Here is a 23,026-nt window from a genome sequence, read left to right on the forward strand (position 1 = left end):
TAAGTAATAATAAATCATATTTTTGTTTTTTTGGTTGCATAATTATCTGGCAGCAATCTGTTTGCGCATAAACTGCCATGTTGATTAATCAAAGAAGAATTTAAGGGCGGTGCGCCAACACCGTCCTTTCCTTTCTACTTCGAAATGGTTACTTGATTTCCTTTTATTTCATATTTAAAATTTTCTACTTTTTGTAAGGTCGACAATACTTGTTCTATATTTTCGTGGATAAATGTTGCCGTAAAACGATACTTTTCTATCTCCGGATCGGCGAATTTTATTTTAACATTAAACCATTTCTCCAATACACCTTTTATTTCATCAAAATCTTGGTCGTAAATTTCAATTCGGTTTTGAGTCCAGGCCGTTTCTACAATTGTACTGTCTTTAATTAGTGTGTAGTGGTTTATTGTAATTTCTGGTCTTGCTGAAGCTGGTTTCAAAACTTTCTTGGTTTGCACCACCGGTAAGTTTTTATAAAACGTAACCTTCTGACTTGGCTTTAAAGTAATCGTTCCACCATTACCGTTAACCGCCTCCATCGTTATTAAACCATTAATTAAGGTTGCTTCAGATGTTATTTCATCTGGATAAGCTTTTACATTGAAAGACGTTCCCAACACATTGATATTAAAATCTGCAGTATGCACCTGGAATGGTTTTTCTTTATTGTGCACCACATCAAAAAAGGCTTCACCGGTTAAAACCACTTCGCGTAATTTTCCGTTAAAATTTTCCCCAACTGAAAGTGAACTTTTAGCGTTCAGTAAAACCTTTGTTCCATCAGACAAAATGATTTTTTTCCTTTCACCCGATTTAGTTTTAAAAACCTGCGCAACTGTTACTGCTTCATCCGTTTTATTTGTTCTGTAGAATTGATAAATAATACCAATTGTTGATACTAAAACTATTGCAGCAGCAATTTTTAACCATAAGTAACTGTTTTTTACTTTTGAAGTTTCTGGTGTGGCATCAAAATTTTCTCTGAAATTTTCTAATTGATCATTTAGTGGCAGTTTATTTCCACTCAATATAAAATATAACTTTTTAGCTTCGGAGATAACTTCAGCTTGCTCTGGATGTGCCTTAATATATTTTTCCCAATATCCTACACATAGCTTATCTGTACCAGCGCAATATTGCTGGAAAGTGCTATCAACAAGAAAGTCTTCCGAATTGAACTGACTTCTATCAATCATTATTTGGCTTTTATATACCAGTGCCAAAAAGATTTACTTTTTCCTAAAGAAATTTTAACTTTTTTTTAACAAAGCAGAATAACTGCACTGGAATGGCATACAATGAGGAAATAAAATTCGCATATGTAATCTATAGCTACAATTTTATCTTACGGAATCGTCATTTCGAGCGGAGCCGAGAAATCTTTTAAGGATGATACCTTTTAAAAAAGATCTCTCCACTTCGTTGCACTTCGGTCGAGATGACGACCGCAGCAAGACAATCGTCTTAAAAATCGCTAAGCCATCATTTCGAGCGAAGCCGAGAAATCGTTTAAGGATGATACCGTTTTAAAAAAAATCTCTCCACTTCATTGCACTACGGTCGAGATGACGACAGCAGCAAGAAAATCAATTTTTCAACTCTTTCCTTAAAACCTTCAAAGCATCATAAATGGTATTATAAGCAGTTTTAATAGTCTGATTGGTCTGTTCGGCAATTTGCTCATAACTTAATCCATCAAAAAACTTTAAATGTATAAGCTGTTTCTGCCTAAAAGTAAGTTTCTCCAATGCATTTTTTAATTGATGCTTTATCAATTCATCGCTTTGCACCTTAACAATAAATTCTTCATAACTCATTTCCATCCAATCGCCATCAGCACCAGCATTATTTAGTGCAATACTTAGTTTTTTCTTTCTTTCCAGAATACGGATAAGTTTCCGCTTAAGAAAAGTACGAAGATAGGCTTCAACATTATCTACGCGGGTTAGCGTTTCGTGTTTTTCCCAAATGGTTGTAAAAACTAAATCTGTAGCTTCGCTTGAGATATCTGCATCAGCGCACACACGAATACCAAAATTTACTAAAGGATAATAAAGTTCTTTGTAGAGATCAAAAAAAGCATCTTTATCGGCAGCACGTAATCGTTCCCACAGCAAATGATGCGCAAGTTTGTTCTCCATATTTCAGTTAGTTGTTAGGGGTATTACAAGCTAAAATAGAGATAAATATGTATAAAATAACCGCCAACAATCAGATTTATAAATAATAAATTAATTATTGACGGTTTGATTAAACTAGAAGGTTTACTTTAAAGCAACCTTGCTAAATAAATGATATTCTCCGGGCGCTAAACTTGCACCATAAGTATTTGAAGATAAATTTATCGTACCACCCGAGGCGTCAATCCATGTTCCCGAACTTCCAAAATCTACGTTTGCATTCTGATTGACAACATCAAAATTTCCGACCATGATAACAGTATTTGAACCCTCAATTAGCTTAATATATTTAACACCACTCGTTAAATTATAGGTAGCATTTGTGCTGTTGAAAATGCTATTATTCTTCTTTAATTTGATAAATTTCGCATAAATATCATACAATGCTTTTCTGTTAGGCTCACTAAAATATTCCCATTTAATTGGCTTTTCGCCAGTTCTGCCGTTAAAATCGATATTAATTTCGTAACCCAACTCACCAAATTGCCATACCATTTTTGGTCCAGGTATACTAAATAAAAATGCTGCAGCGATTTCTTGTCTTTTTAACGAAGTGGCCAAATTTCCTTTAATTAAATAGCTTCCAGACATATTCCCGAAAGAAATATTTTTGTAATTCAATCGCTCCTCGTCATGACTTTCGATGTAAGTGATTAAGCCATCAGCTTTGCTAAAACCATGTTTTGCATAAAAACCCCAGGAGAAATCAGAACCGCTTAACCAACCCATTGTAGCTTCATTCATGTTGTAATTAAGATTATTCCAAAGCATCATGCCATCATCAGCCAAAACCTTTTCTTCTGATTCTTCTGCAAAATGTTCTAAAATCACGTAGAAATTATTTGGGTCGATACTTTTGATGTAACTATTGTATTCTTTCCAAATGGCAACACGACTGGCATCGTAAAGCCTGAATCCTGCATCGTCAGTAGAGGATTTTTGCGTAAAACCTTTCGATAAATCGAAACGGAAACCATCAATTTTGTACTGCTGCATCCAAAATTTAATTACGTCTTTCGAAAACTTTTTAGTTGCGGTGCTTTCATGGTTAAAATCGTAACCCACATTAAATGGATGTTTTGCATCAACATTAAACCAAGGACTATTTATAGTAGGTTTTGAACCATCAAAATACATTTGTACCATTGGCGATTGACCAAAAGAATGGTTCAACACCATATCCAAAATCACAGCAATTCCTCTCCCGTGGCATTCATCTATAAAATTTTGTAAGGCAGTTTTTGTACCGTAATATTTATCAGCAGCAAAATAAAAAGATGGATTGTAACCCCAGCTTAAATTGCCCTCAAACTCATTTACAGGCATTAATTCGATGGCGTTAATATCCATATTTACTAAATAATCTAATTTGCTAAGGGTTGATGCATAACTATGTTCAGTCGTAAAATCGCGGATTAGCAATTCATAAATTACCAAATTATTTTTCTCAGGGCGAACGAAACTGTTATTTTTCCAGGTATAGGTGGGTGGGTTGGACTGCATTACACTTACAATACCTGTTGTTTTTCCTGTCGGATAACTTTTCAAATTTGGATAAACAGTTTCTGAAATATATTTATCATTTTCAGGGTCGAGTATTTTTTCACTGTAAGGGTCTGCGACTTTTAATTTTCCATCGATATAAAATTGATAAGCATATTCTGTATTCGGATTTAAATTGTCGATTTGAATCCACCAGGTGTTCCCATCGCTTGTTTTTTTCATAACAGAAGCTGATGCAGACCAATCGTTAAACTCACCGATTAAGGAAACTGAGGTTTTTCCCGGCGCATAAAGCGTAACAATTGCCGATGTTCCATTATTGATAAATGCAACGCCATCTTTTGCTCCAGCTGGTAAATCGGTTGTTGGGTTAGTTGGCGTTTCAGTTCCTCCATCAGTTGAAGATTTTTTGCATGAGGATGTTAAGGCTGCTACAAAAAGTAGCAGATAAATTATCTTTTTCATTTGGTTAGGGATTTTGTAATGGAAGAAGTCGTCATTGCGAGGTACGAAGCAATCTGCCTGGCTAAAAAGATTGCTTCGTACCTCGCAATGACGAGTGTAGATTATACTGACCTATTTTCTTCAATAGACAGTTCAGATGCTAAAACTTCATCTCTTTTCTTTGGTTCTCTGATAAATAAGTAACAAATCACTGCTGCTAAAATCATTAAGCCACCGCCTAATTGAACAGCTAAAAGTCTATCGTTATTTAATACATTACGCATTAGCCAACCAAAGCCAAGTGAAGCGATAATCTCTGGCAATACAATGAAGAAATTAAAAATCCCCATGTAAACCCCGATTTTATCTTTTGGTAAAGAGCCGCTTAACATGGCATAAGGCATGGATAAGATACTAGCCCAAGCAATACCAACGCCCGTCATACATAAATAAAGCATGTTTTTATCGTGTACCCAAGCTACGCTAATTAAACCAATTGCACCACAAAGCAAACATAAAGCATGGGTAGTTTTTCTACCCAAAGCATCCGCAATTTTTGGTAAAACCAAGGCAAAAAGAAATGTGATTACACTATAATAAGCTAAGGTCAAACTACCAAAATCGGCACCTTGAGCATAAATCGGGTCGGCAGCATCTTTACCTCCAAAAACATTTACGGCAACGGCCGTAGTGTAATAAAACCACATTAAAAATAAACCCGGCCAGGTAAAAAATTGCACCAAAGAAACCACCCGCATGCGCTTCGGCATATTTTTCAGAGCGCTGAAAATTTCCTTTACGCCATTGCTAAATCCTTTGTTGCTATGTGCGGCAAGTTCTTCTTCACGAGGTGGATATTCTTTCGTGGTAAAAACCGTCCACAATACTGCGGCGAAGAAGAAAAATGCACCAATATAAAAGGAGAATTTTACGTTTTCAGGAATATTACCTTGTGCTGCCGTATTAGATAAATGGAAAATATTATTCATTAACCACGGCAATGATGAAGCCACGCTTCCGCCTAAACCAATCATCATGCTTTGCATAATAAAACCACGGTTAACCTGACTATCAGGTAATTTATCGGTAACAAAAGCACGAAAAGGTTCCATTGCGATATTACCAAAAACATCCAAAATCCAAAGTAAGCCAGCAGCCATCCACAATGCGCTACTGTGCGGCATAAAGATTAATGCAATGCTACTCACAATTGCACCAATCATAAAATAAGGTCTTCTTCTACCCCATTTTGGGTGCCAGGTTCTATCACTCAAATAACCAATAATCGGTTGAACCAATAGGCCTGTTAATGGAGCCGCCAAAAACAATAAGGGAACCTGGTCGGGGTTTGCACCAAGGTTTTCGTAAATACGACCCATATTGGCACGCTGTAAATCCCAACCGAACTGAATTCCAAAGAAACCCACGCTCATATTAATGATTTGTGCGAGGGTTAGTTTCGGGTTCTCAAATATTGTTTTTAAGCTCATTATATTTGGTTTAGTTTTTTCCTTGAGAGTGAACTAAGTGATTTATTTTTTACCACAAAGAACACTAAGTTTTCACGGAGAAACACCGAGTTAATTTTATAATCTCTTTGTTTTCTTCGTGTTCTCTGTTTTTTTCTCTGTGTGCTCTGTGGTTAATAAATTTATTTTTTACCATAAAGAGCAATAAGTTTTCACAGAGAAACGCCAAGTTAGTTTTAAAACCTCTTTGTTTTTTTCTTCGTATCTCTGTGCCTTTTCTTTGTGTGCTCTGTGGTTAATATTTTAAAATTCTATCACTTGTGCCGAAACAGGTTCAAGTTTTACCGGAATACTTGTTCCTGCCGGGATATTTAACTTTCTATCGGTCAATAAATCAGTAACTGGCGAGGAATGTTTAACTTTCAAAATATGGTCAGGAATTTCAATATTCGCTTCTAATGTTTGATTTCTATCGAAATTTGCAACAACTAGCAAACGCTGCTTACCTGAATATCTGATAAAGGCATACATCCTGTTATTCATATTTCCAGTATATGGAACATCATAAATATCGCCATGCAAAATAGCATCGCTCTGCGTAGTAACCTTTAAAAGCTGCTGATAATAAGACCTCAATTTCTGCTGTGCAGCATTTAATTTGTGTCCATCAAATAAACCGCCATTCATCCATTTTTGATGATTAGGAACACCCCAGTAATCAAAAATCGTAGTACGGTTATCATCGCCACCAAACCCCTCAGCGCCTTTGCCTGATTCGCCAACTTCCTGACCGAAATAAAGCATAACAGGTCCCGAACCTAAAGTTGCAGAAACCACCATTGCAGGTAAAGCCAATTCAGCCTTGCCTGCAAAGCCTGCCGATGCGATGCGCTCCTCGTCGTGATTTTCTAAAAAACGCAACATATTTTTGCCAAAACCAGCGCTTTCTTTCTGCCACACATAACGAATAGCCGCTACATCTGCATTAGGTTCGTTTCTAATCAATCTTTTTAACCCATCATACAAACCAACTTTATCATACAAGTAATCAAATTTTCCTTGTTCTAAATATTTTTTGTAAACCTGTGGATTATAAGCTTCGCCTAAAAAAATAAGCTTTGGATTTACCTCTTTAACTTGTGGGATAACCCAGTTCCAGAATGCAATCGGCACCATTTCTGCCATATCACAGCGGAAACCATCAACACCTTTTTTTGTCCAGTAAATTAAAATATCACGCATTTTAGTCCAAACTGGAGGTATTGGATTAAAGTGCTCTTGCCTTCCATTCAGATAATCTACACCGTAGTTTAATTTAATGGTTTCGTACCAATCATCATATTTTGGCGATGACGTAAAAGCATCATTACCTGTAGCTTTAGCTGGATTTTCATCAAACTTACCATCCTGCAAAGCAGATAGCGGGGTGTTTTGTCCGTTAGTTGGCACAACAAAAGGCTGACCAGGAACATAATAAAAATCGTTTTCGGTGCTGAATCCTTTACTTACATCATCTTTAGCGCCAAAATCGATTACGTTTTTTGGCTTTGCATAAGAATGATAACTTCTGGCAACGTGGTTTGGAACGAAATCGATAATTACTTTTAAATCTTTGGCGTGTGTTCTTTTAACCAAAGCCTCAAACTCCTTCATTCGGTTTTTAACATCCACTGCTAAATCAGGATTTACATCATAATAATCGCGAATGGCATAAGGAGAACCCGCCCTACCCTTTACCACATCGGCATCATCAACCTTAATTCCAAACTTAGAATAATCGGTTAAACTGGCATGAGCAATTGCGCCTGTGTACCAAACATAGTTTACATGAAGTTCCTTAATGCCATCCAGGGCTTTATCAGTGATGTCATTAAACTTACCCGAACCGTTTTGCTCAATGGTTCCATAAGGGATGTTTGCTGTATTTTTATTGCCGAATAAACGGGGTAATAATTGATAGATAACGATTTGTTTATCGCTCATTTTTTTACTCTTTTTTTGTGCGAAGGATAATTGAGAAATTAGTAAAAGGGAGACCGTAATTATACAAGCTATCGCATTAAGATTGCTTCGTTTCCCGCAATGACGAGAAGTCGAAACAAATTTTAATACATTTCCCATTTTACGTTTTACGACTAAAATCATACTAACTCTGCGTTATTCACTTCAATTTCAGCGTTTCCTGCTAATTTGTAAACATGATTTCTGATTCCGATTTCTAAATCAACATCGTTATTATTTTTAATGTTAATGCCGTTTTCGGTAATGTTAATCTTCAAGGTTGCAACTCTGAAACCAATTGTAAATGCAAATGATTTCCATTGTGTAGGTAAAAATGGATTGAACTGCAATTTACCATCGCGAACACGCATACCCGCAAAACCTTCTACAACACTCATCCAGGTTCCGGCCATCGATGTGATGTGTAAACCATCTTCAGTATCGTTGTTGTAATCATCCAAATCTAAACGGGCAGTACGTAAATAAAATTCGTAAGCACGAGCTTCATCGTTTAATTTTGCCGCTAAAATGCTGTGTACGCAAGGCGATAAAGAACTTTCGTGAACGGTGCGTGGTTCATAGAAATCGAAGTTTCTTCTGATGGTTTCCAGGTCGTAATCCTCTTCGAAGAAATATAATCCTTGTAAAACATCAGCTTGTTTAATAAAAGGCGAACGCAAAATTCTATCCCAACTCCATTTCTGATTAATCGGTCTTTCGCTTGCAGGTAAATCTTTTACCAAAGTTTGCTCTTTATCTAAATAACCATCCTGCTGTAAGAAAATACCTAAATTTTTATCTTCAGGATAATACATTTTTTCAATGATATCTGCCCAATCTGCAAATTCTTTTGCATCAAAATTTATGCTTTTTAATAAACTATCGTATTTTTCTGGCTGTTGATTTTTAACAATCTCCGCAGCTTGAGTTGCATATTTCATGCACCAGGCGGCTAATAAATTGGTGTACCAGTTGTTGTTAACATTGTTTTCGTATTCATTCGGACCAGTAACACCCAACATAACATATTGCTGTTTTTCGCCGCTCCAGTTTACACGCTGTTTCCAGAAACGGGCAATGGCGATGAGCACTTCTAAACCGAAATCTGACAAATAACTTTCATCGCCCGTGTAACGGATGTAATTGTAAATCGCAAAAGCAATGGCACCATTACGGTGGATTTCCTCAAAGGTAATTTCCCACTCATTGTGGCATTCTTCGCCATTCATCGTAACCATCGGATATAAAGCTGCGCCATCTTTGAAACCTAATTTGGCTGCATTTTCGATGGCTTTACCTAATTGCTTGTGGCGATAAACCAATAAGTTTTTGCTCACTTCCTGCGGAGCTGTAGCCAAGTAAAATGGCACGCAATACGCTTCAGTATCCCAATAGGTAGAACCGCCATATTTTTCACCAGTAAATCCCTTCGGACCAATATTCAGCCTGTCATCTTTACCTGTATAAGTTTGAAACAATTGAAAAATATTGAAACGGATAGCTTGTTGAGCCGAAACATCGCCCTCAATTACGATATCGCTTTCTTCCCATTTAGTCGCCCAAGCCTCTGTTTGTTCTTCTAATAACGTATCGAACCCTTTTTCTTTAGCTTTCGCGATAATGGCTTTAGCTTCTTTTAAAAGTGATTCTTTTGGATAATTCTCAGAAGATAAATTAGCAGCGATTTTAACCAAAGTGATTTCCTCATTCGCTTTCACATCAACAGAAAAAGTTTGCCCAACGAATTTTTCTTTACGAACATCTTCCGTTTCAATCGTTACTTTCTCAGAGTTTTTATACAATTCGATGTGGCTTCCGGTGCAAACTTCAAACTCGGTTTTCTTTGTTCTTAGTTTGATATAAGCTTCTGTTCCGTTGATTTCATCAGAAACCATATCCCAGAATTTTTCATCGTAGTTACTATCCTGATTTTTAACATCACCATCAATAAATGGCGTTAACGTTAGTTTACCATCAAAATCTACGGCTGTGATGCCGTAGCGGATTGCACCAACTTCATCATCAGCTATGCTGCAAAAACGAGTAGCTTTTACTTTTACAGTTTTACCACTTTTTAATTTTGCGGTAAAAGTACGCTCCAAAACACCGGCATGCATATTCAGCACACGTTTAAAATCGCTTACTTCTGCGGTTGCTAAATCAAGGATTTCATCATCAATTTTTACTTCAATACCTACCCAATTTGCCGCATTTAAAACTTTGGCAAAATATTCAGGGTATCCATTTTTCCACCAGCCTACGCGGGTTTTATCTGGATAATAAACCCCTGCAACATAATTACCTGGCAAAGTTTCGCCAGTATAAGTTTCTTCAAAATTGGCACGCTGACCCATTCGGCCATTGCCCAAACTGAAAATACTTTCCGAAATTTTATTTAAATGTGGATCAAAGCCTTCTTCGATAATGTTCCACTCATCCGCTTTAATGTAATTCTTCATAATTAGTATCAAGTCGTTAGTATCAGGTATCAAGACCTGAGCTCAACCATATTCTATAATCTTATTTAAGTAGCAAGTATTTAGTTCTAAGAACCAAGACCAACAGGTATTCTAATAACCTCGACTTGATACTTGATACTCAATACCTGATACTTTTTTACAATTCCTTTAAATCCTTAACCGTTAATTTATCTAATCCACTTACTACAATATCTGCATCGGTAAGTACACTTTTTTCGCCTATACCAATGGCTTTCATTCCGCCACGTTTTGCGGCTTCAACACCAGCTACAGCATCTTCAAAAACCACACATTCTTCGGGTTTAAAACCTAACAACTCTGCTCCTTTAAGAAAGACTTCCGGGTCGGGTTTTGATTTGGTAACCATATTTCCATCTACAATTTCATCAAAAAAATGAGCCAGATTAGTACGTTCCAAAATGATTCCCGAGTTCTTACTTGCCGAACCTAAAGCCAATTTATAACCTGCTTGGTGTATCTCATTTAAGAAATCAACCGTTCCGGGCAAAACCTCGGCAGGTGTCATTTTGGTAATCATATCAACGTACCAGCTGTTTTTCAAAGTCGCCAGTTCCTCTTTTTCTGCATCGGTTTTTTCTACATTGCCCCATGCCAGAATTTTATTCAAACTTTCTACACGACTCACGCCTTTCAATTGCTCATTCTGTTCTTCAGTGAAATCGAAATCCATTGTATTAGCCAAACGTTTCCAGGCTTTGTAATGGTAAACTGCGGTATCTACTAAAACCCCATCTAAATCGAATAGACAGGCTTTAATTTTAGTAGTGATTACCGAGTTAGAATTTGTATGTGTTTCTAGCATTGTATAAATTTTATTTTGCTTAATAATTTCATCGCTTTAGTTGAACGAAAGTGATGCCAAATGATTAAACACTTGCAAATCGCTTATTATGAAATAATTAAATTTTAATCAATTTTAAATTTGTTCGCAAATGGACAAATCGAACATTAATTTAATTCTAAAACCAAAGTTGTTTTTGCAGGAACTTTAATTTCCTTAATCGATACAACTTCATTAGTTATAATGTTTTTAGCGGTTGAAATTCCTGCGGTACGTTCTGCAAATCTTTCCGTAGCTAAAGTTTTTTCCTTTTCTGTATTATTAGAGATAACCATTACCGTTCCTTTTGCGGTTTTGTTATAGCGAAAATAAACATAAACATCATCCTCCGGAACAAATTGCATTAATTTTCTACTTTGCAAAGCAGCACTGCTTTTACGATAATTAGCAAGTGTTTTAACGTAATTAAAAGCCTCGTTTTCTTTATTTGTTCTGCCATCGGCGATGAACTTGTCTTTTTTATCACCTTCCCATCCGCCAGGAAAATCAGAACGAACCAAACCATCTGGATTAGAGAAATTTTTCATCAAAATTTCCGTTCCGTAATACATTTGAGGGATGCCACGCATGGTTAGCAAAAGCGCCATACCCATTTTGTATTTATCGAAATCTTCATTCACAACAGAATAAAAGCGACTCATATCATGATTATCTAAAGCGATACAGTTTAATGTTGGGTCTTGATAGAGAAAATCGTGTGCAACGACATCATACAAACGATTGATGCCATCTGTCCAGCCATTTTTCCCATTTAGTGCTTCATAAATCCCTTCTTTCACAGCCATATCTGTAACGCCTGGTAAATGTGTATCAAAGCCGCGGTTAACGGTATTTCCTTGTGTGAAATAAGCTTGATTTGCCACTCCAGACACAAAGGTTTCTCCAAATACCGATAGAGTTGGAAATTCAGCCTTTAACTTAAGCGCCCAATCGGCCATGTATTCAGGGTCGTTATAGGGATATGTGTCTAAACGCAATCCGTCGATCCCTGCATATTCAATCCACCAGATGTGATTTTGCGTCAAGTAATTCTGAACGTAAGGATTTTTTTGGTTCAAATCAGGCATTGAAGGCACAAACCAACCATCCAACATTTTTTTTCTATCTGCTGCTGAAGCGTGTGTATCCATCACCGTTTGGTCGCGGTAACTGGTTTGTGTATATTTTGGCCATTGATGCACCCAACTTTTCATCGGTAAATCTTTAAAGAACCAATGACCGGTGCCAATGTGATTATGAACAATATCTTTAATAACTTTCATGCCTTTTGCATGAGCAGTTTCTACATATTTTTTAAATAATTCGTTTGTTCCGTAACGAGGGTCTATTTTATAGTGGTCAGTTGCAGCATAGCCATGATAAGAAGCTTGCGGCATATCATTCTCTATTTCAGGAGTCATCCAAACGGTGGTAACCCCTAAATCTTTTAAATAATCCAAATGATTAATTACACCCTGAATATCGCCGCCGTGACGGTAATACATACTGTCGCGGTTTAATGCAGTTTCGGTTAAACCTTGTACAACATCATTACTTTTATCGCCGTTAGAAAAACGGTCCGGCATCAATAAATAAATAAAATCCTTTTGCGTTACCGCCTGAATTCTATTCGGATTTTTATCTCGGTTTTTTAATTCGTAAGTGTAGGAGAATAGTTTTTTGCCATTGGCAGAAAAATTTATAGGGAATTTACCTGCTTTGGCTGAAGGAGAAACTTCTAAATCGACAAACAGGTAATTTGGATTTTCAACTTTGTTAACCTTAACCAGTTTTACACCTGGATAAGATAGGCTTAGGTTACTTGCTGCGATATTATCGCCATGAACAAGTAACTGTAATTTAGGGTTTTTCATCCCCGAGAACCAAAACATAGGTTCGATGCGCTCTAATTTTTGAGCAGATAAATGGGTACTGGATAAGGTGATTAAAAAGCAAACGGAAAATAGCTTTAAACCAGCGGCTTGCTTTAAGTTAGTCTGAACATTATATACTTGGGAGCGAAATATTTGTTTAAGGATTCTGAACATGTTGAGACTTTAAAAGATTAAAAAGCCCCGTAGTTATCTTACTACGGGGCGAATAATAAGAATTAGTTTTTAACTATGGTATAAGAACCTCCTGTTACTTTATCAGCAGTTTTTACAACTGTTAGTGTAATGGTATAAGTACCTGCGGTTGTAACCTTGATATTGTCACCACCAGTGGTAAGCGTAGCGCCACCGCCTAAATTTACACCCCAATCATGAGCAAAACGGAATTTGAACTCTCCGACAGTCAGATTTGTTTTTAAGGTATAAACAAGGTTTTTGCCATCATTTGTAACTTTCATATCGGTATCATTATTCCAGCCACCTGGAGTTGCATCACCAATTAAACTCCACTCGTTTGGTGTACTGAAAACGATAGTATTTTTGTTTAAATCAACAGTTACCTGTTTTACAATTGCATCCGGAGATTTTAAATTATCACCAGCGCTTGAACTGATTTTACCAGCGCCCGCATCGCCAAAAGCAATATCCCATTTCTTAGCCGGCGTAATTTTAAATTCTAAATTACCAGCAGTGTAAGCAATCATACCAGTATAAACGCCATCGCTCGATTTAGAAATCAAACTATCAGCAGTTGATGGATTCCAACCTTGGTATGCACCAGGAACATAAATCCATGCTGAGGCTAAATATGGTGTTGCGTTTACAGTAATAACATTTGAATAAGTTAAATCGTTAATGGCTGCACCTGATTTTAATCTGACTTCGATTTGTGCAGGAATTCCAACTTTGGCACCTAAAGCCAAAAGCATATTGTTGAATTGAGTAACCGTTGGCGCATAAGTTGCACTTGTTACCACAACTTCTGTAGGCGTTGCGAAGTTTGTACCTTTTAAGCCAAACTGCAATGTTGAACTTACTGGCACAACATAACCTGTTGATGTTGCTAGTGGATAGCTAAGTGTTAATGCCGCCAATGAAGCGTTCGTTTGAACTAAATTTAATGTGGTTGCCGATGCTGCAAGCGTGCCTGCCGCACCAACATTAGAAACTGTTCTAGTTTCATCTTTTTTACATGACCAAAGCGACAAGGTTATAAAACAAAGCGCTAAGGATTTATAAAACATTGATTTCATATCTTTAAATCTCAAGATTAATAACCTGTATTTTGTTTCAGATTTGGATTTGCAATTAAATCTGCTGTTGGAAGCGGATATAAATTACGGTATGCAGGTAATGTAGCACCAGCTTTTACACCTCCTTTAAACTGCCATAAATAAGTACTGCCTGTATATTTTCCGTAACGTACTAAATCTGTACGGCGGTGACCTTCCCAATATAATTCACGACCACGTTCATCTAAGAAGAAATCTGTAGTTAACGCAGCGGCTGAAACATTACCTGACGTATTTCCATAAGCCCTGAAACGCAATGCATTTACATAAGTTAGCGCTAGTGCAGTTGAACCTCCGGTTCCACCGCGAGATACTGCTTCACCATAAATTAAATACTGTTCAGCCAAACGGAAGATTGGAAAATCTAATGAACTGAATGTTCCGTTTAAAGAAGCACCCATTGCACCAGTAGAAGAAACATTTTTGAACTTGGTTACGCGTAATCCATCGGTAAATACACCAATATCATCAATCGTATTTTTTGTACCAAAGAAAGCACCACGTTTATCTAAAGTTCCGTTAGCATCTGGAAATAAAGCTGGCAAATTAGCACGGGTTCTGTTACCACCCCAACCACCATTCGGAACGCCATAAGTAGCAGGACTCATATCACCATTGATACCGGCATTAATTAAGAAAGTTGTTCCTCCATAATTTGTACCGTTAACACCATCGTAATTAATGCTTAAAATAGTTTCTAAGTTATTTACATTATTATCCGTTCTGAATAAATCCATGTAATTTTGTTTCAACTGGTAACCACCATTGATAACTTTACTCGAATAAGTAATGGCTTCAGTATATTTTGCAGTACCCGCATAAATTTGTGCGTTTAAGTAAACTCTGGCAAGTAATGCCCAAGCAGCACCTTTATCTGCACGACCGTATTCGTTAGCACGAGGTTCAGGCAAATCAGTTTCAATTGCTTTTAATTCAGATTCTACATAGTTGAATAAAGCTGCTCTCTGAATTTGCTGAGGTGGAACCTTACCAATTGCATCATTTTCAGTTACGAAAGGCGGATTACCAAAAGCATCCATTAATACCCAATATTGATAAGCACGTAAAAAACGAGCTTCTGAACGGTATTTTGTAATTGCAGTTGCATCAGCACCCGTAATGTTACGGCTTGCTAATTTCTCTGGTGTGCTTTCGCGAAGAAACTCATTTACAAATGTAATTTGAAGAATACTTCTTGAATATAAACCTCTTAAAAATTGATTATCAACACTTGGTGTAGAGTAATCCAATTCAGGAATACCGGTATCGCCCCAGGCACAAATCGCCTCATCAGTTGTTAATTCCTGAGAAGTCCAGAACAACCTTAAAAAATCTGCAAAACCTGAGTTTAAACCACCTACATCACTATTATCAGAACCAGAAGGACTGGTTAACGAATAGGTAGCATATAATTTAACCAAGCTATTTTTATAACCCGCTGGCGTTGCATAAACAACATCAGCAGTTGCATCGTTAGTTGGCTTTAAATTTAAAGCATCTTTCTTACAAGAATTTAAAGAAAGCAGTAAAGCGCCCGATGCTAATAATATTTTAAATGAATTTTTCATCTTAATCTTTTATTTAAAAACCAACATTTAAACCTAAAGTGAATGTTCTTGGTCTAGGGTAAAAATTATAATCAATACCTGAAACCGACTCTGGATCTACACCTTTATACTCAGATACGACAAACACATTCTGGCAGTTTGCCGAAATACGCATAGTTGTATTTCCGTTTGCAGAAAGTTTACCCACATTATAAGTTAAACCAACGTTATCCATTTTTAAGAATGAAGCATTTTTGATGTAATAATCGCTTAAGTATTGGCTGGTTTGGAAGTTCGTATTATAGATATCTCTTCCAGAATTGTTAATAATACCTTGTGTACTTAAAACGTTATTTCTGATACCGAAGTTTGAAGAAACGTTGTCATAAATGTAGTTACCAAGGTTCGCTCTCAAAACAGTGTTGAAAGTCCATTTTTTATAAGTAAATGAAGTATTGAAACCGAAAGTAAAATTCGGATCTGGTGACTTATAAAAATATTGATCGCTGGTGTTAATTACACCGTCTTTATTTAAATCTTCATAAACACCTTCTAAAGGCACGCCATTAGCATTGTAAACTTGTTTGTAAACAAAGAATGCACTTGGAACCTGGTTTACTGCATTGTATTTAAGTGTTACACCAGTACCACCAGTAATATCTCCCGCCGAAACTTTTGAACCAGCATCAGGGTTTAAGGTTAAATTCGTAATCTTTCTTTTGTTGTAAGCCATATTGAAACCTAAATCCCAGGTGATATTTTCCTTTTGAATGGCAACAAAATTTAAGCTCGCCTCAATACCTTTAACTTCCATATTACCAACATTAGTCGTTAATAAGTTGGTAAAGTTTGTACCTACCGGGATGTTAATGGTACTTAACAAATCTTTAGTTTTCTTGAAATAAGCATCAACACTACCGTATAATCTACCCTTTAAGAAACCATAATCCAAACCTGCATTATAGGTCGTTGTGGTTTCCCATTTCATATCTGGATCGTAACCTGCAGGACTGAAATAGTTATAAAAAGTATTTCCAACCTGGTATTGACCAGTATTTGTATTAGCGTAGTATCTTGATAAGTAATTGTAGTTACCAATGGTCTCACCGTCTTTATTTCCGGTTTCACCATAACTTAATCTTAATTTTAAGTCAGAAACTACTTTGCTGTCTTTTAAGAAATCTTCACCAATAACCCTCCAGGTAAAACCTGCTGATGGGAAATAACCCCAACGGTTTTCTTCCGAGAATCTCGAAGAAGCATCAGCACGCATTGTACCAGATAAGATATATTTATCAGCTAAGGTGTAAACAAATCTTCCGTAGTATGATAATAATTTTTGACGCTCAACAGAGAAAGGAAATACCGGAGTGACTAAAGCTTCGCCCGTACCTTTATAAGAAGTATAGTTAAAACCTGTAGCCGAGTTATCATAATAACCATAACCCGCCGTTACATCAAATCTACTGTTAATGCTTTCTACATTTTTAGCGTAGTTTAAATAGAATTCAGAGAATTTATTGTGCTCTGTATTTTTTCTGTTTTGGTATGAGCCGTTGGTTGAAGCACTTTGAGCCGCAATAATTGGCACTCTTGTGTAACCATAACCTTTAGATACATCGTAACCTAAGTTTAAGTTAGCGTGTAATTCAGGTAGAAAATGGAAAGAGTAATCAAATCTGGCATTACCAAAACTTCTTGCTGCATTACCATGATTATCTTGTTGCTCAATTAAAGCTAAAGGGTTACGTGGCGCATTTGGATTTGGAACGGTTCCATTAATCCACTCATAGTAACCACCGAATTGGTTTGGAGCATAAACAGGCTTAGTTGGGTCAAACTGAATTGCACTACCAATAGCACCATCATTCGGAAACTGCGATTCGGTTAAAGTACCTTTTAAGCTTAAATCGATTTTTAAATGATCTTGAAATAATTTAGGAGATAATGTAAAACCTCCGGTTGCTCTTTTTAAATCACTTCTGATAACAACACCTTGCTGATCTAAATAGCCCGCTGAAACGCGGTAAGGAACGCCTTTAAAAGAACCTGCAATACTTAAATTATTGTCTGTTGTAAAAGCTGTTCTGTAAATTACATCTTGCCAATCCGTACTTGCATTACCTAATAAAGCTTTTTGAGCAGCACTACCGTTTGCATTCACATATGCACGAACTTCATCAGCTGATAATACATCTACTTTTTTAGCGACTGTACCAATCGAGTTGTTTGTATTGAAGTTAATCACTGGCGCACCTGAAGCACCTTTTTTCGTTGTAATTAAAATTACACCATTAGATGCTCTCGAACCGTAAATAGCAGTTGCATTCGCATCTTTTAAAACGGTAAAAGTTTCAATATCATTTGGGTTGATTAAAGAAAGTGGACTTGGCGCATTGCCAATACCATTTCCACTGAAAGGAACACCATCCACAACGATTAAAGGATCGTTACTTGCGTTTAATGAAGCACCACCACGTACACGGATTGTGCTACCACCACCGGGATTACCACCACCAGAAATGATGTTAACACCTGCAACCTTACCTTGAATTAATTGCTCAGGGGTTGTAATGGTACCTTTTTGGAAATCTTTCGAACTTACAGTTGTTATAGAACCGGTTAAGTTTTTCTTTTCGGCTGTACCGTAACCGATAACAACCACTTCATTTAATTTTTGTGCATCTGGCACCAACTGGAAACTTACAGTTGAGTTTGCCGCAACACTTACTGCTTTATCCATGGTTTGATAACCTACAAAACTTGCAGATAAGGTTAGCGAACCTGTTGATAAAGCCGACAATTTAAAATTACCATCTGCATCAGTCGAAGTACTTCTTGTAGTTCCTTTAACTAAAATAGAAGCACCAGGTAATGGTTGGCCAGTTTCATCAAGCACCTTACCAGAAATTGATCCGGTTTGTGCTTTTACGATTAATGCTGATAAAACAAACAGCATCAAAAGCCCCTGTTTTAACAGGTAAAATACTTTCATATTCGAAGCTCTTTTAAGTATAAAAATTTGGTTAAATATTATTGTGATTTACACACCCGACTAATTTACAGCACTAAATCAGAATTCAAAATTTATTTAAAAAATATATTTTATCAGACAATAAGAGGTTAAATTTTAATTAAAAAAACATCATTTTTTCAAATTATAAATTCTAATAAATTGAATTATACAATTTTTAAACAACTAATAATCAGATTATTAAAAATTTATAAAACGATTTTAAAGTGTAATTTTTACACTAAGTGTTTTTTCACACTGTTTTCGGGAACGTTCCCGGCTATTTTCAACACAATTCGGAATAATTATCGGGAACGTTCCCGAAATACAATCGAAATTCTGCGTAAAATACACTAAGTGAAGAATTTTTTTATCAAAAAACAGGGGTAAAATACAATAGATTTTCTAGTGTTTTTTAGGCGAATTAGAGGTCGAATTTCGCATGATAATTTTCGACTGTAAAACCACTTCAAGGGAACTGTTTTTACTGCCGTTTTCATCTAAAATTTTAAAAAGCATTTTGGCTGCTTCCATCCCAATTTCAGTGGCTGGTTGGGTTATCGTAGTTAAAGATGGATTTAAGAGTGGGGCAATTTCAAGGCTGGAGAAACTAATCACTTTTAAATCATTTGGTATCGAAATATTCAAATCGTAGCAAGCGTAGTAACTTGCAAATGCCAAACGCTCTACCGACGTAAAAATACCATCGGGTTTTAATTGTGTTAATGCATCTTTAATAATTACGCTGTTTTCTTCGTAACTGTTACTACAATCAACAATTAATTGTTCATCGAATTTTAGATTGTGCTTAGCCAAGGCATCAATATACCCCTGCATACGGGTTTTACCAATGGATAAACTTTTATTCACCACTAAATAGCCAATTCTTTTACAACCTTGCTCTATTAAATGTTCAGTAGCCAGAAAACTACTGTTATAATCGTTCGTAATTACACGAGGCGTTTCGATATCTTCATAAATCCTATCAAAAAATACTAATGGTAAACGTTTAGCGCCAAATTTATTTAAATAATTATGGTCGTTTGCTTCACCAGAAACCGACATGATGATGCCATCTGCCCTGCCATTGTGCAAGTGATTGATGAAATTAACTTCCTTTTTAAAATCATCATCCGTTACATAAATTAAAATATGATAGCCGTTTTCGCGGGCAACACGTTCAATTCCATGAATGGCTTGCGAGAAATAGTTGTTTGCTAACTCGGGAACAATTACAGCAATGGTTTTACTTTTTTGCTCGCGAAGATTGCTAGCGTAATGATTTGGTTGATAGTTTAATTCCTTAGCTTTATCCAATATAAGTGCCTTGGTAGCCACACTAATATCACTATTATCTCTAAATGCCCTTGAAATTGTAGAGGTAGATAAATTTAATGCTTCAGCTAGTTTCTTTATATTAATACTATCCATTGTGGTTAACAAACCTTACCATTGTAAAAATTCTGCTGTAAATATAAAATATTAAAATACTAAAACGTCGTATTTCTATAAAATCAAATATTTAGCAAAACCTGCTGAAATTGTAAATAAAAACATACATTAGGCCGCATAAATCGAATAAACCAGAAAAATATTTTTTAATTAAAACAAAACACATACATCAAGTATTAATACTGTATTAGAATTTCAACTAAATCTGATAAGATGCAGATACAACTACTTGAATAAATTAATGGAAACTAAAAAAATTCTTATTGCAGACGATGATGAGGGCATCGTCGATGCAGTTTCAATGATATTAGAAGTGATGGGTTATGATGTAGATTTTACCTATGATGGAGGTGCGGTTCTTGAAGCAGTAAAAAAAGGGCCAGATTTAATACTCTTAGATATCTGGATGAGCGGCCATGATGGAAGAGATATCTGCAAGCAACTAAAAAGCGACCCGGAATATAAAAATATTCCAATCTTAATGATATCGGCAAGCCGTGATATAAGACAATCGGCATTAGATGCTGGTGCAAACGATTTTATGGAAAAGCCTTTTGAAATGGACTCTTTACTAAACAAAGTTGATTTTTTATTGAATTAAATTTACTAAATCCTGTATTACACAAATCTGAAAGTCGAGCTTCATTATTTCGCTATAGTTTCACTTGACTTAATATCTTTAAAATAGATAAATTCTGGCAAAGCCTTAAAAACAAATTCGGTTACGTGGCAAAGCCATAATTTATGATTGACCTGGTTGCCGCTAAAACTTTCCAATAGATAATCGCCACCACCACCTAAATTTTCTTCACGAATGTAAACCAGTTTAAGTTGCTCCGCATTGGGCATGTGCTCATCTGCCCATATTAATTTACATTCATCTTTTGATGCGGCCATCCAATCGAGCAAGGCATCAGCCCCTTCTACCATTTGTAAATCGGCTGGGTCTCCACCCCACTCTGGTATATCGGCAAACCATTCGCCTTTTGAATTTTTATAAAATCTAATCGTTCTTTCCATTCTTTGTAAAGAAAAAAAATCTAAATCGATTTTCGATATAAAAACCCGATTTTTAACGCATTGATGTTGGAAGAGAACAAAAGCACCTTTCGGAAAATTATTCATATTGATATGGATGCTTTTTATGCATCGGTAGAGCAACGCGATTTCCCGGAATATAGAGGCAAGCCCTTGGTTGTAGGAGGCAAACCCGATAGTCGTGGGGTTGTGGCAACAGCCAGTTATGAAGCCCGCCAATTCGGAATCCGCTTGGCCATGTCTTGCAGCAAAGCTTACCAACTTTGTCCAACAGCAATTTTTGTATACCCAAGGTTTGATGCTTACATCGCCGTTTCAAAAAGCATCAGGGAAATTTTTAGTAGATATACAGATTTAATTGAGCCGCTTTCTTTAGATGAAGCTTACCTTGATGTTACGGAAGACAAATTGAACATCGGCTCGGCAATCGACATTGCTCAATCCATCAAAAATGCCATCAAAAACGAATTAAACCTCACCGCTTCTGCAGGCGTTTCCATTAATAAATTTGTGGCTAAAATTGCATCAGACATAAACAAACCTGATGGAATAACTTTTATCGGACCATCAAAAATTAAAACTTTTATGGAGAAGTTGCCTGTAGAAAAGTTTTTTGGGGTTGGTAAAGTTACCGCAGCCAGAATGAAAGCCATGCAATTAAATAATGGGGCCGATTTAAAAAAATTGAGCGAAGCGCAATTAATTGCTCAGTTTGGAAAAACCGGAAAGTTCTATTACAAAATTGTTCGCGGTATTGATGAACGCCCGGTACAGCCACATCGCGAAACAAAATCTGTAGGTGCTGAAGATACCTTTTCAACTGATACCAGCGAACTTTCGATAATGCACAGCTTATTGAATCAAATTAGCATTACCGTTGCCAATCGACTTGAAAAAAAACAATTGAAAGGCAAAACCATCACACTTAAAATAAAATTCGAAGATTTTAAGCAAATTACTAGAAGTCGTTCTTTTGGTTCAGCCATTTACAAAACTGATAATATTTATGAGGAAGCCATTTCTCTACTTAAAGATGCAGAAATTGGTTTTTCAAAAGTGAGGTTATTAGGGATAACAGTTTCCCGTTTTTACGATGATTTAATGGACAATACCGATACGGGAAATCAACTGGAGTTTGAGTTTTGAAAAATACCCGAAAAATCAATTTAACGCAAAATTCAATTTGACAATTCACAATAAACCAATTATTTATACAGCCAAACATCAATTTCCGTTCAAAAAAGCTTATATTAACAAATCCAAATTAATTGTGCTATGAAGGTAATGGTTAAAAAAAATGCCGAGGCATTAGAACAGGAACTTAACTGGCTCCAGGAAATAATCGATATCAGAATTAAATCATTCTTTAATGTAGAACACAAACATCTGAGTATTTACGATATTGAAGCACCGAATATAACCAACGATGAATCGTTTTACGCAGAAGTGCTTAAACGTGACAGCGTAAGTGTAGAAGAACGAATTGTTTTACTCTTGGCTTTGGCACCACACATCCGCCCTGAAATTTTTGATGTTTTTTTAGTTAAAAACCCACTTTACAATAAAAAATACACCGAGTTTGGTGGCTTGAACGATAAAAAATACGAGGGCTTTATTCCAACAGGTGAAACCGCAGCCTTTATCCTTGCCGATAAAAACCTGGAAAGAAGATTTCACCTGTTTAATTTATTTTGCGATGAACATTTTTTTAGCAAACGTAATATTCTATACATCGTAAAACCTAAAAATTACGAACCATATTTATCAGGTGCATTAATTATTTCGCTGGAATACTTAAGCTATTTAACTGTAGGCGTATCGAAATTTACAGCGCCTGCTCCAAATATGCATTATCAACCATAATCTATTTT

The 23,026-nt window shown here is 36.2% G+C and carries 16 protein-coding genes; 3 read left to right on the forward strand and 13 right to left on the reverse strand.

All coding sequences use genetic code 11. The features are described 5' to 3' along the window. Window positions 1–134: 134 nt before the first annotated feature. The 12 genes from R2Q16_RS02220 to R2Q16_RS02275 form a co-directional block, all read right to left on the reverse strand. Window positions 135–1,199 carry a FecR family protein gene (locus R2Q16_RS02220; protein WP_316734898.1) on the reverse strand — a complete coding sequence of 355 codons (1,065 nt, stop codon included), beginning with the start codon at window positions 1,197–1,199 and terminating at the stop codon, window positions 135–137. A gap of 390 nt (window positions 1,200–1,589) precedes the next feature. Continuing rightward, a complete protein-coding gene (locus R2Q16_RS02225) occupies window positions 1,590–2,144 on the reverse strand; it encodes an RNA polymerase sigma factor (protein WP_316734899.1) in 555 nt (184 codons plus the stop codon). Between the two features lie 123 nt (window positions 2,145–2,267). After that, window positions 2,268–4,151 (reverse strand): alpha-amylase family glycosyl hydrolase, encoded by a 1,884-nt coding sequence (locus R2Q16_RS02230; RefSeq protein WP_316734900.1) that lies wholly within the window; start codon window positions 4,149–4,151, stop codon window positions 2,268–2,270. 101 nt (window positions 4,152–4,252) lie between these two features. Beyond that, window positions 4,253–5,620: an MFS transporter gene (locus R2Q16_RS02235; protein WP_316734901.1), complete on the reverse strand. Its 1,368-nt coding sequence runs from the start codon at window positions 5,618–5,620 to the stop codon at window positions 4,253–4,255. Window positions 5,621–5,902: 282 nt separating this feature from the next. After that, complete coding sequence (locus R2Q16_RS02240) at window positions 5,903–7,582, reverse strand: alpha-amylase family protein (protein WP_316734903.1); 1,680 nt, start codon at window positions 7,580–7,582, stop codon at window positions 5,903–5,905. A gap of 158 nt (window positions 7,583–7,740) precedes the next feature. Continuing rightward, on the reverse strand, window positions 7,741–10,059 hold the full coding sequence (locus R2Q16_RS02245; RefSeq protein WP_316734904.1) for a glycoside hydrolase family 65 protein: 2,319 nt from the start codon (window positions 10,057–10,059) through the stop codon (window positions 7,741–7,743). Window positions 10,060–10,216: 157 nt separating this feature from the next. Continuing rightward, on the reverse strand, window positions 10,217–10,903 hold the full coding sequence (gene pgmB, locus R2Q16_RS02250; RefSeq protein ID WP_316734905.1) for a beta-phosphoglucomutase: 687 nt from the start codon (window positions 10,901–10,903) through the stop codon (window positions 10,217–10,219). Between the two features lie 146 nt (window positions 10,904–11,049). Next, complete coding sequence (locus R2Q16_RS02255) at window positions 11,050–12,969, reverse strand: glycoside hydrolase family 13 protein (RefSeq protein ID WP_316734906.1); 1,920 nt, start codon at window positions 12,967–12,969, stop codon at window positions 11,050–11,052. Window positions 12,970–13,031: 62 nt separating this feature from the next. Next, a complete protein-coding gene (locus R2Q16_RS02260; protein ID WP_316734907.1) occupies window positions 13,032–14,066 on the reverse strand; it encodes a SusE domain-containing protein in 1,035 nt (344 codons plus the stop codon). Window positions 14,067–14,083: 17 nt separating this feature from the next. After that, window positions 14,084–15,673 (reverse strand): RagB/SusD family nutrient uptake outer membrane protein, encoded by a 1,590-nt coding sequence (locus R2Q16_RS02265; protein ID WP_316734908.1) that lies wholly within the window; start codon window positions 15,671–15,673, stop codon window positions 14,084–14,086. Window positions 15,674–15,686: 13 nt separating this feature from the next. Then, on the reverse strand, window positions 15,687–18,647 hold the full coding sequence (locus tag R2Q16_RS02270; protein ID WP_316734909.1) for a SusC/RagA family TonB-linked outer membrane protein: 2,961 nt from the start codon (window positions 18,645–18,647) through the stop codon (window positions 15,687–15,689). A gap of 423 nt (window positions 18,648–19,070) precedes the next feature. Beyond that, a complete protein-coding gene (locus R2Q16_RS02275; protein ID WP_316734910.1) occupies window positions 19,071–20,096 on the reverse strand; it encodes a LacI family DNA-binding transcriptional regulator in 1,026 nt (341 codons plus the stop codon). Window positions 20,097–20,358: 262 nt separating this feature from the next. On the opposite strand from R2Q16_RS02275, the gene R2Q16_RS02280 reads away from it, so the two are divergent. Then, the gene (locus R2Q16_RS02280) at window positions 20,359–20,718 is read left to right on the forward strand and encodes a response regulator transcription factor (protein ID WP_316734911.1); all 360 of its coding nucleotides are present in this window, start codon (window positions 20,359–20,361) and stop codon (window positions 20,716–20,718) included. Between the two features lie 44 nt (window positions 20,719–20,762). Here the strand turns inward: R2Q16_RS02280 and R2Q16_RS02285 are convergent, their stop codons facing one another. Then, window positions 20,763–21,137, reverse strand: a complete 375-nt coding sequence (locus R2Q16_RS02285) for a DUF6717 family protein (protein ID WP_316734912.1) — start codon at window positions 21,135–21,137, stop codon at window positions 20,763–20,765. Between the two features lie 63 nt (window positions 21,138–21,200). On the opposite strand from R2Q16_RS02285, the gene dinB reads away from it, so the two are divergent. Both dinB and R2Q16_RS02295 read left to right on the forward strand, forming a co-directional pair. Beyond that, complete coding sequence (dinB, locus tag R2Q16_RS02290; RefSeq protein WP_316734913.1) at window positions 21,201–22,301, forward strand: DNA polymerase IV; 1,101 nt, start codon at window positions 21,201–21,203, stop codon at window positions 22,299–22,301. 129 nt (window positions 22,302–22,430) lie between these two features. Then, window positions 22,431–23,018 carry a hypothetical protein gene (locus R2Q16_RS02295; protein ID WP_316734914.1) on the forward strand — a complete coding sequence of 196 codons (588 nt, stop codon included), beginning with the start codon at window positions 22,431–22,433 and terminating at the stop codon, window positions 23,016–23,018. Window positions 23,019–23,026 lie beyond the last annotated feature (8 nt).

Origin of the sequence: Pedobacter aquatilis, from assembly GCF_032678425.1 — a bacterium.
GTDB lineage: Bacteria > Bacteroidota > Bacteroidia > Sphingobacteriales > Sphingobacteriaceae > Pedobacter > Pedobacter aquatilis_B.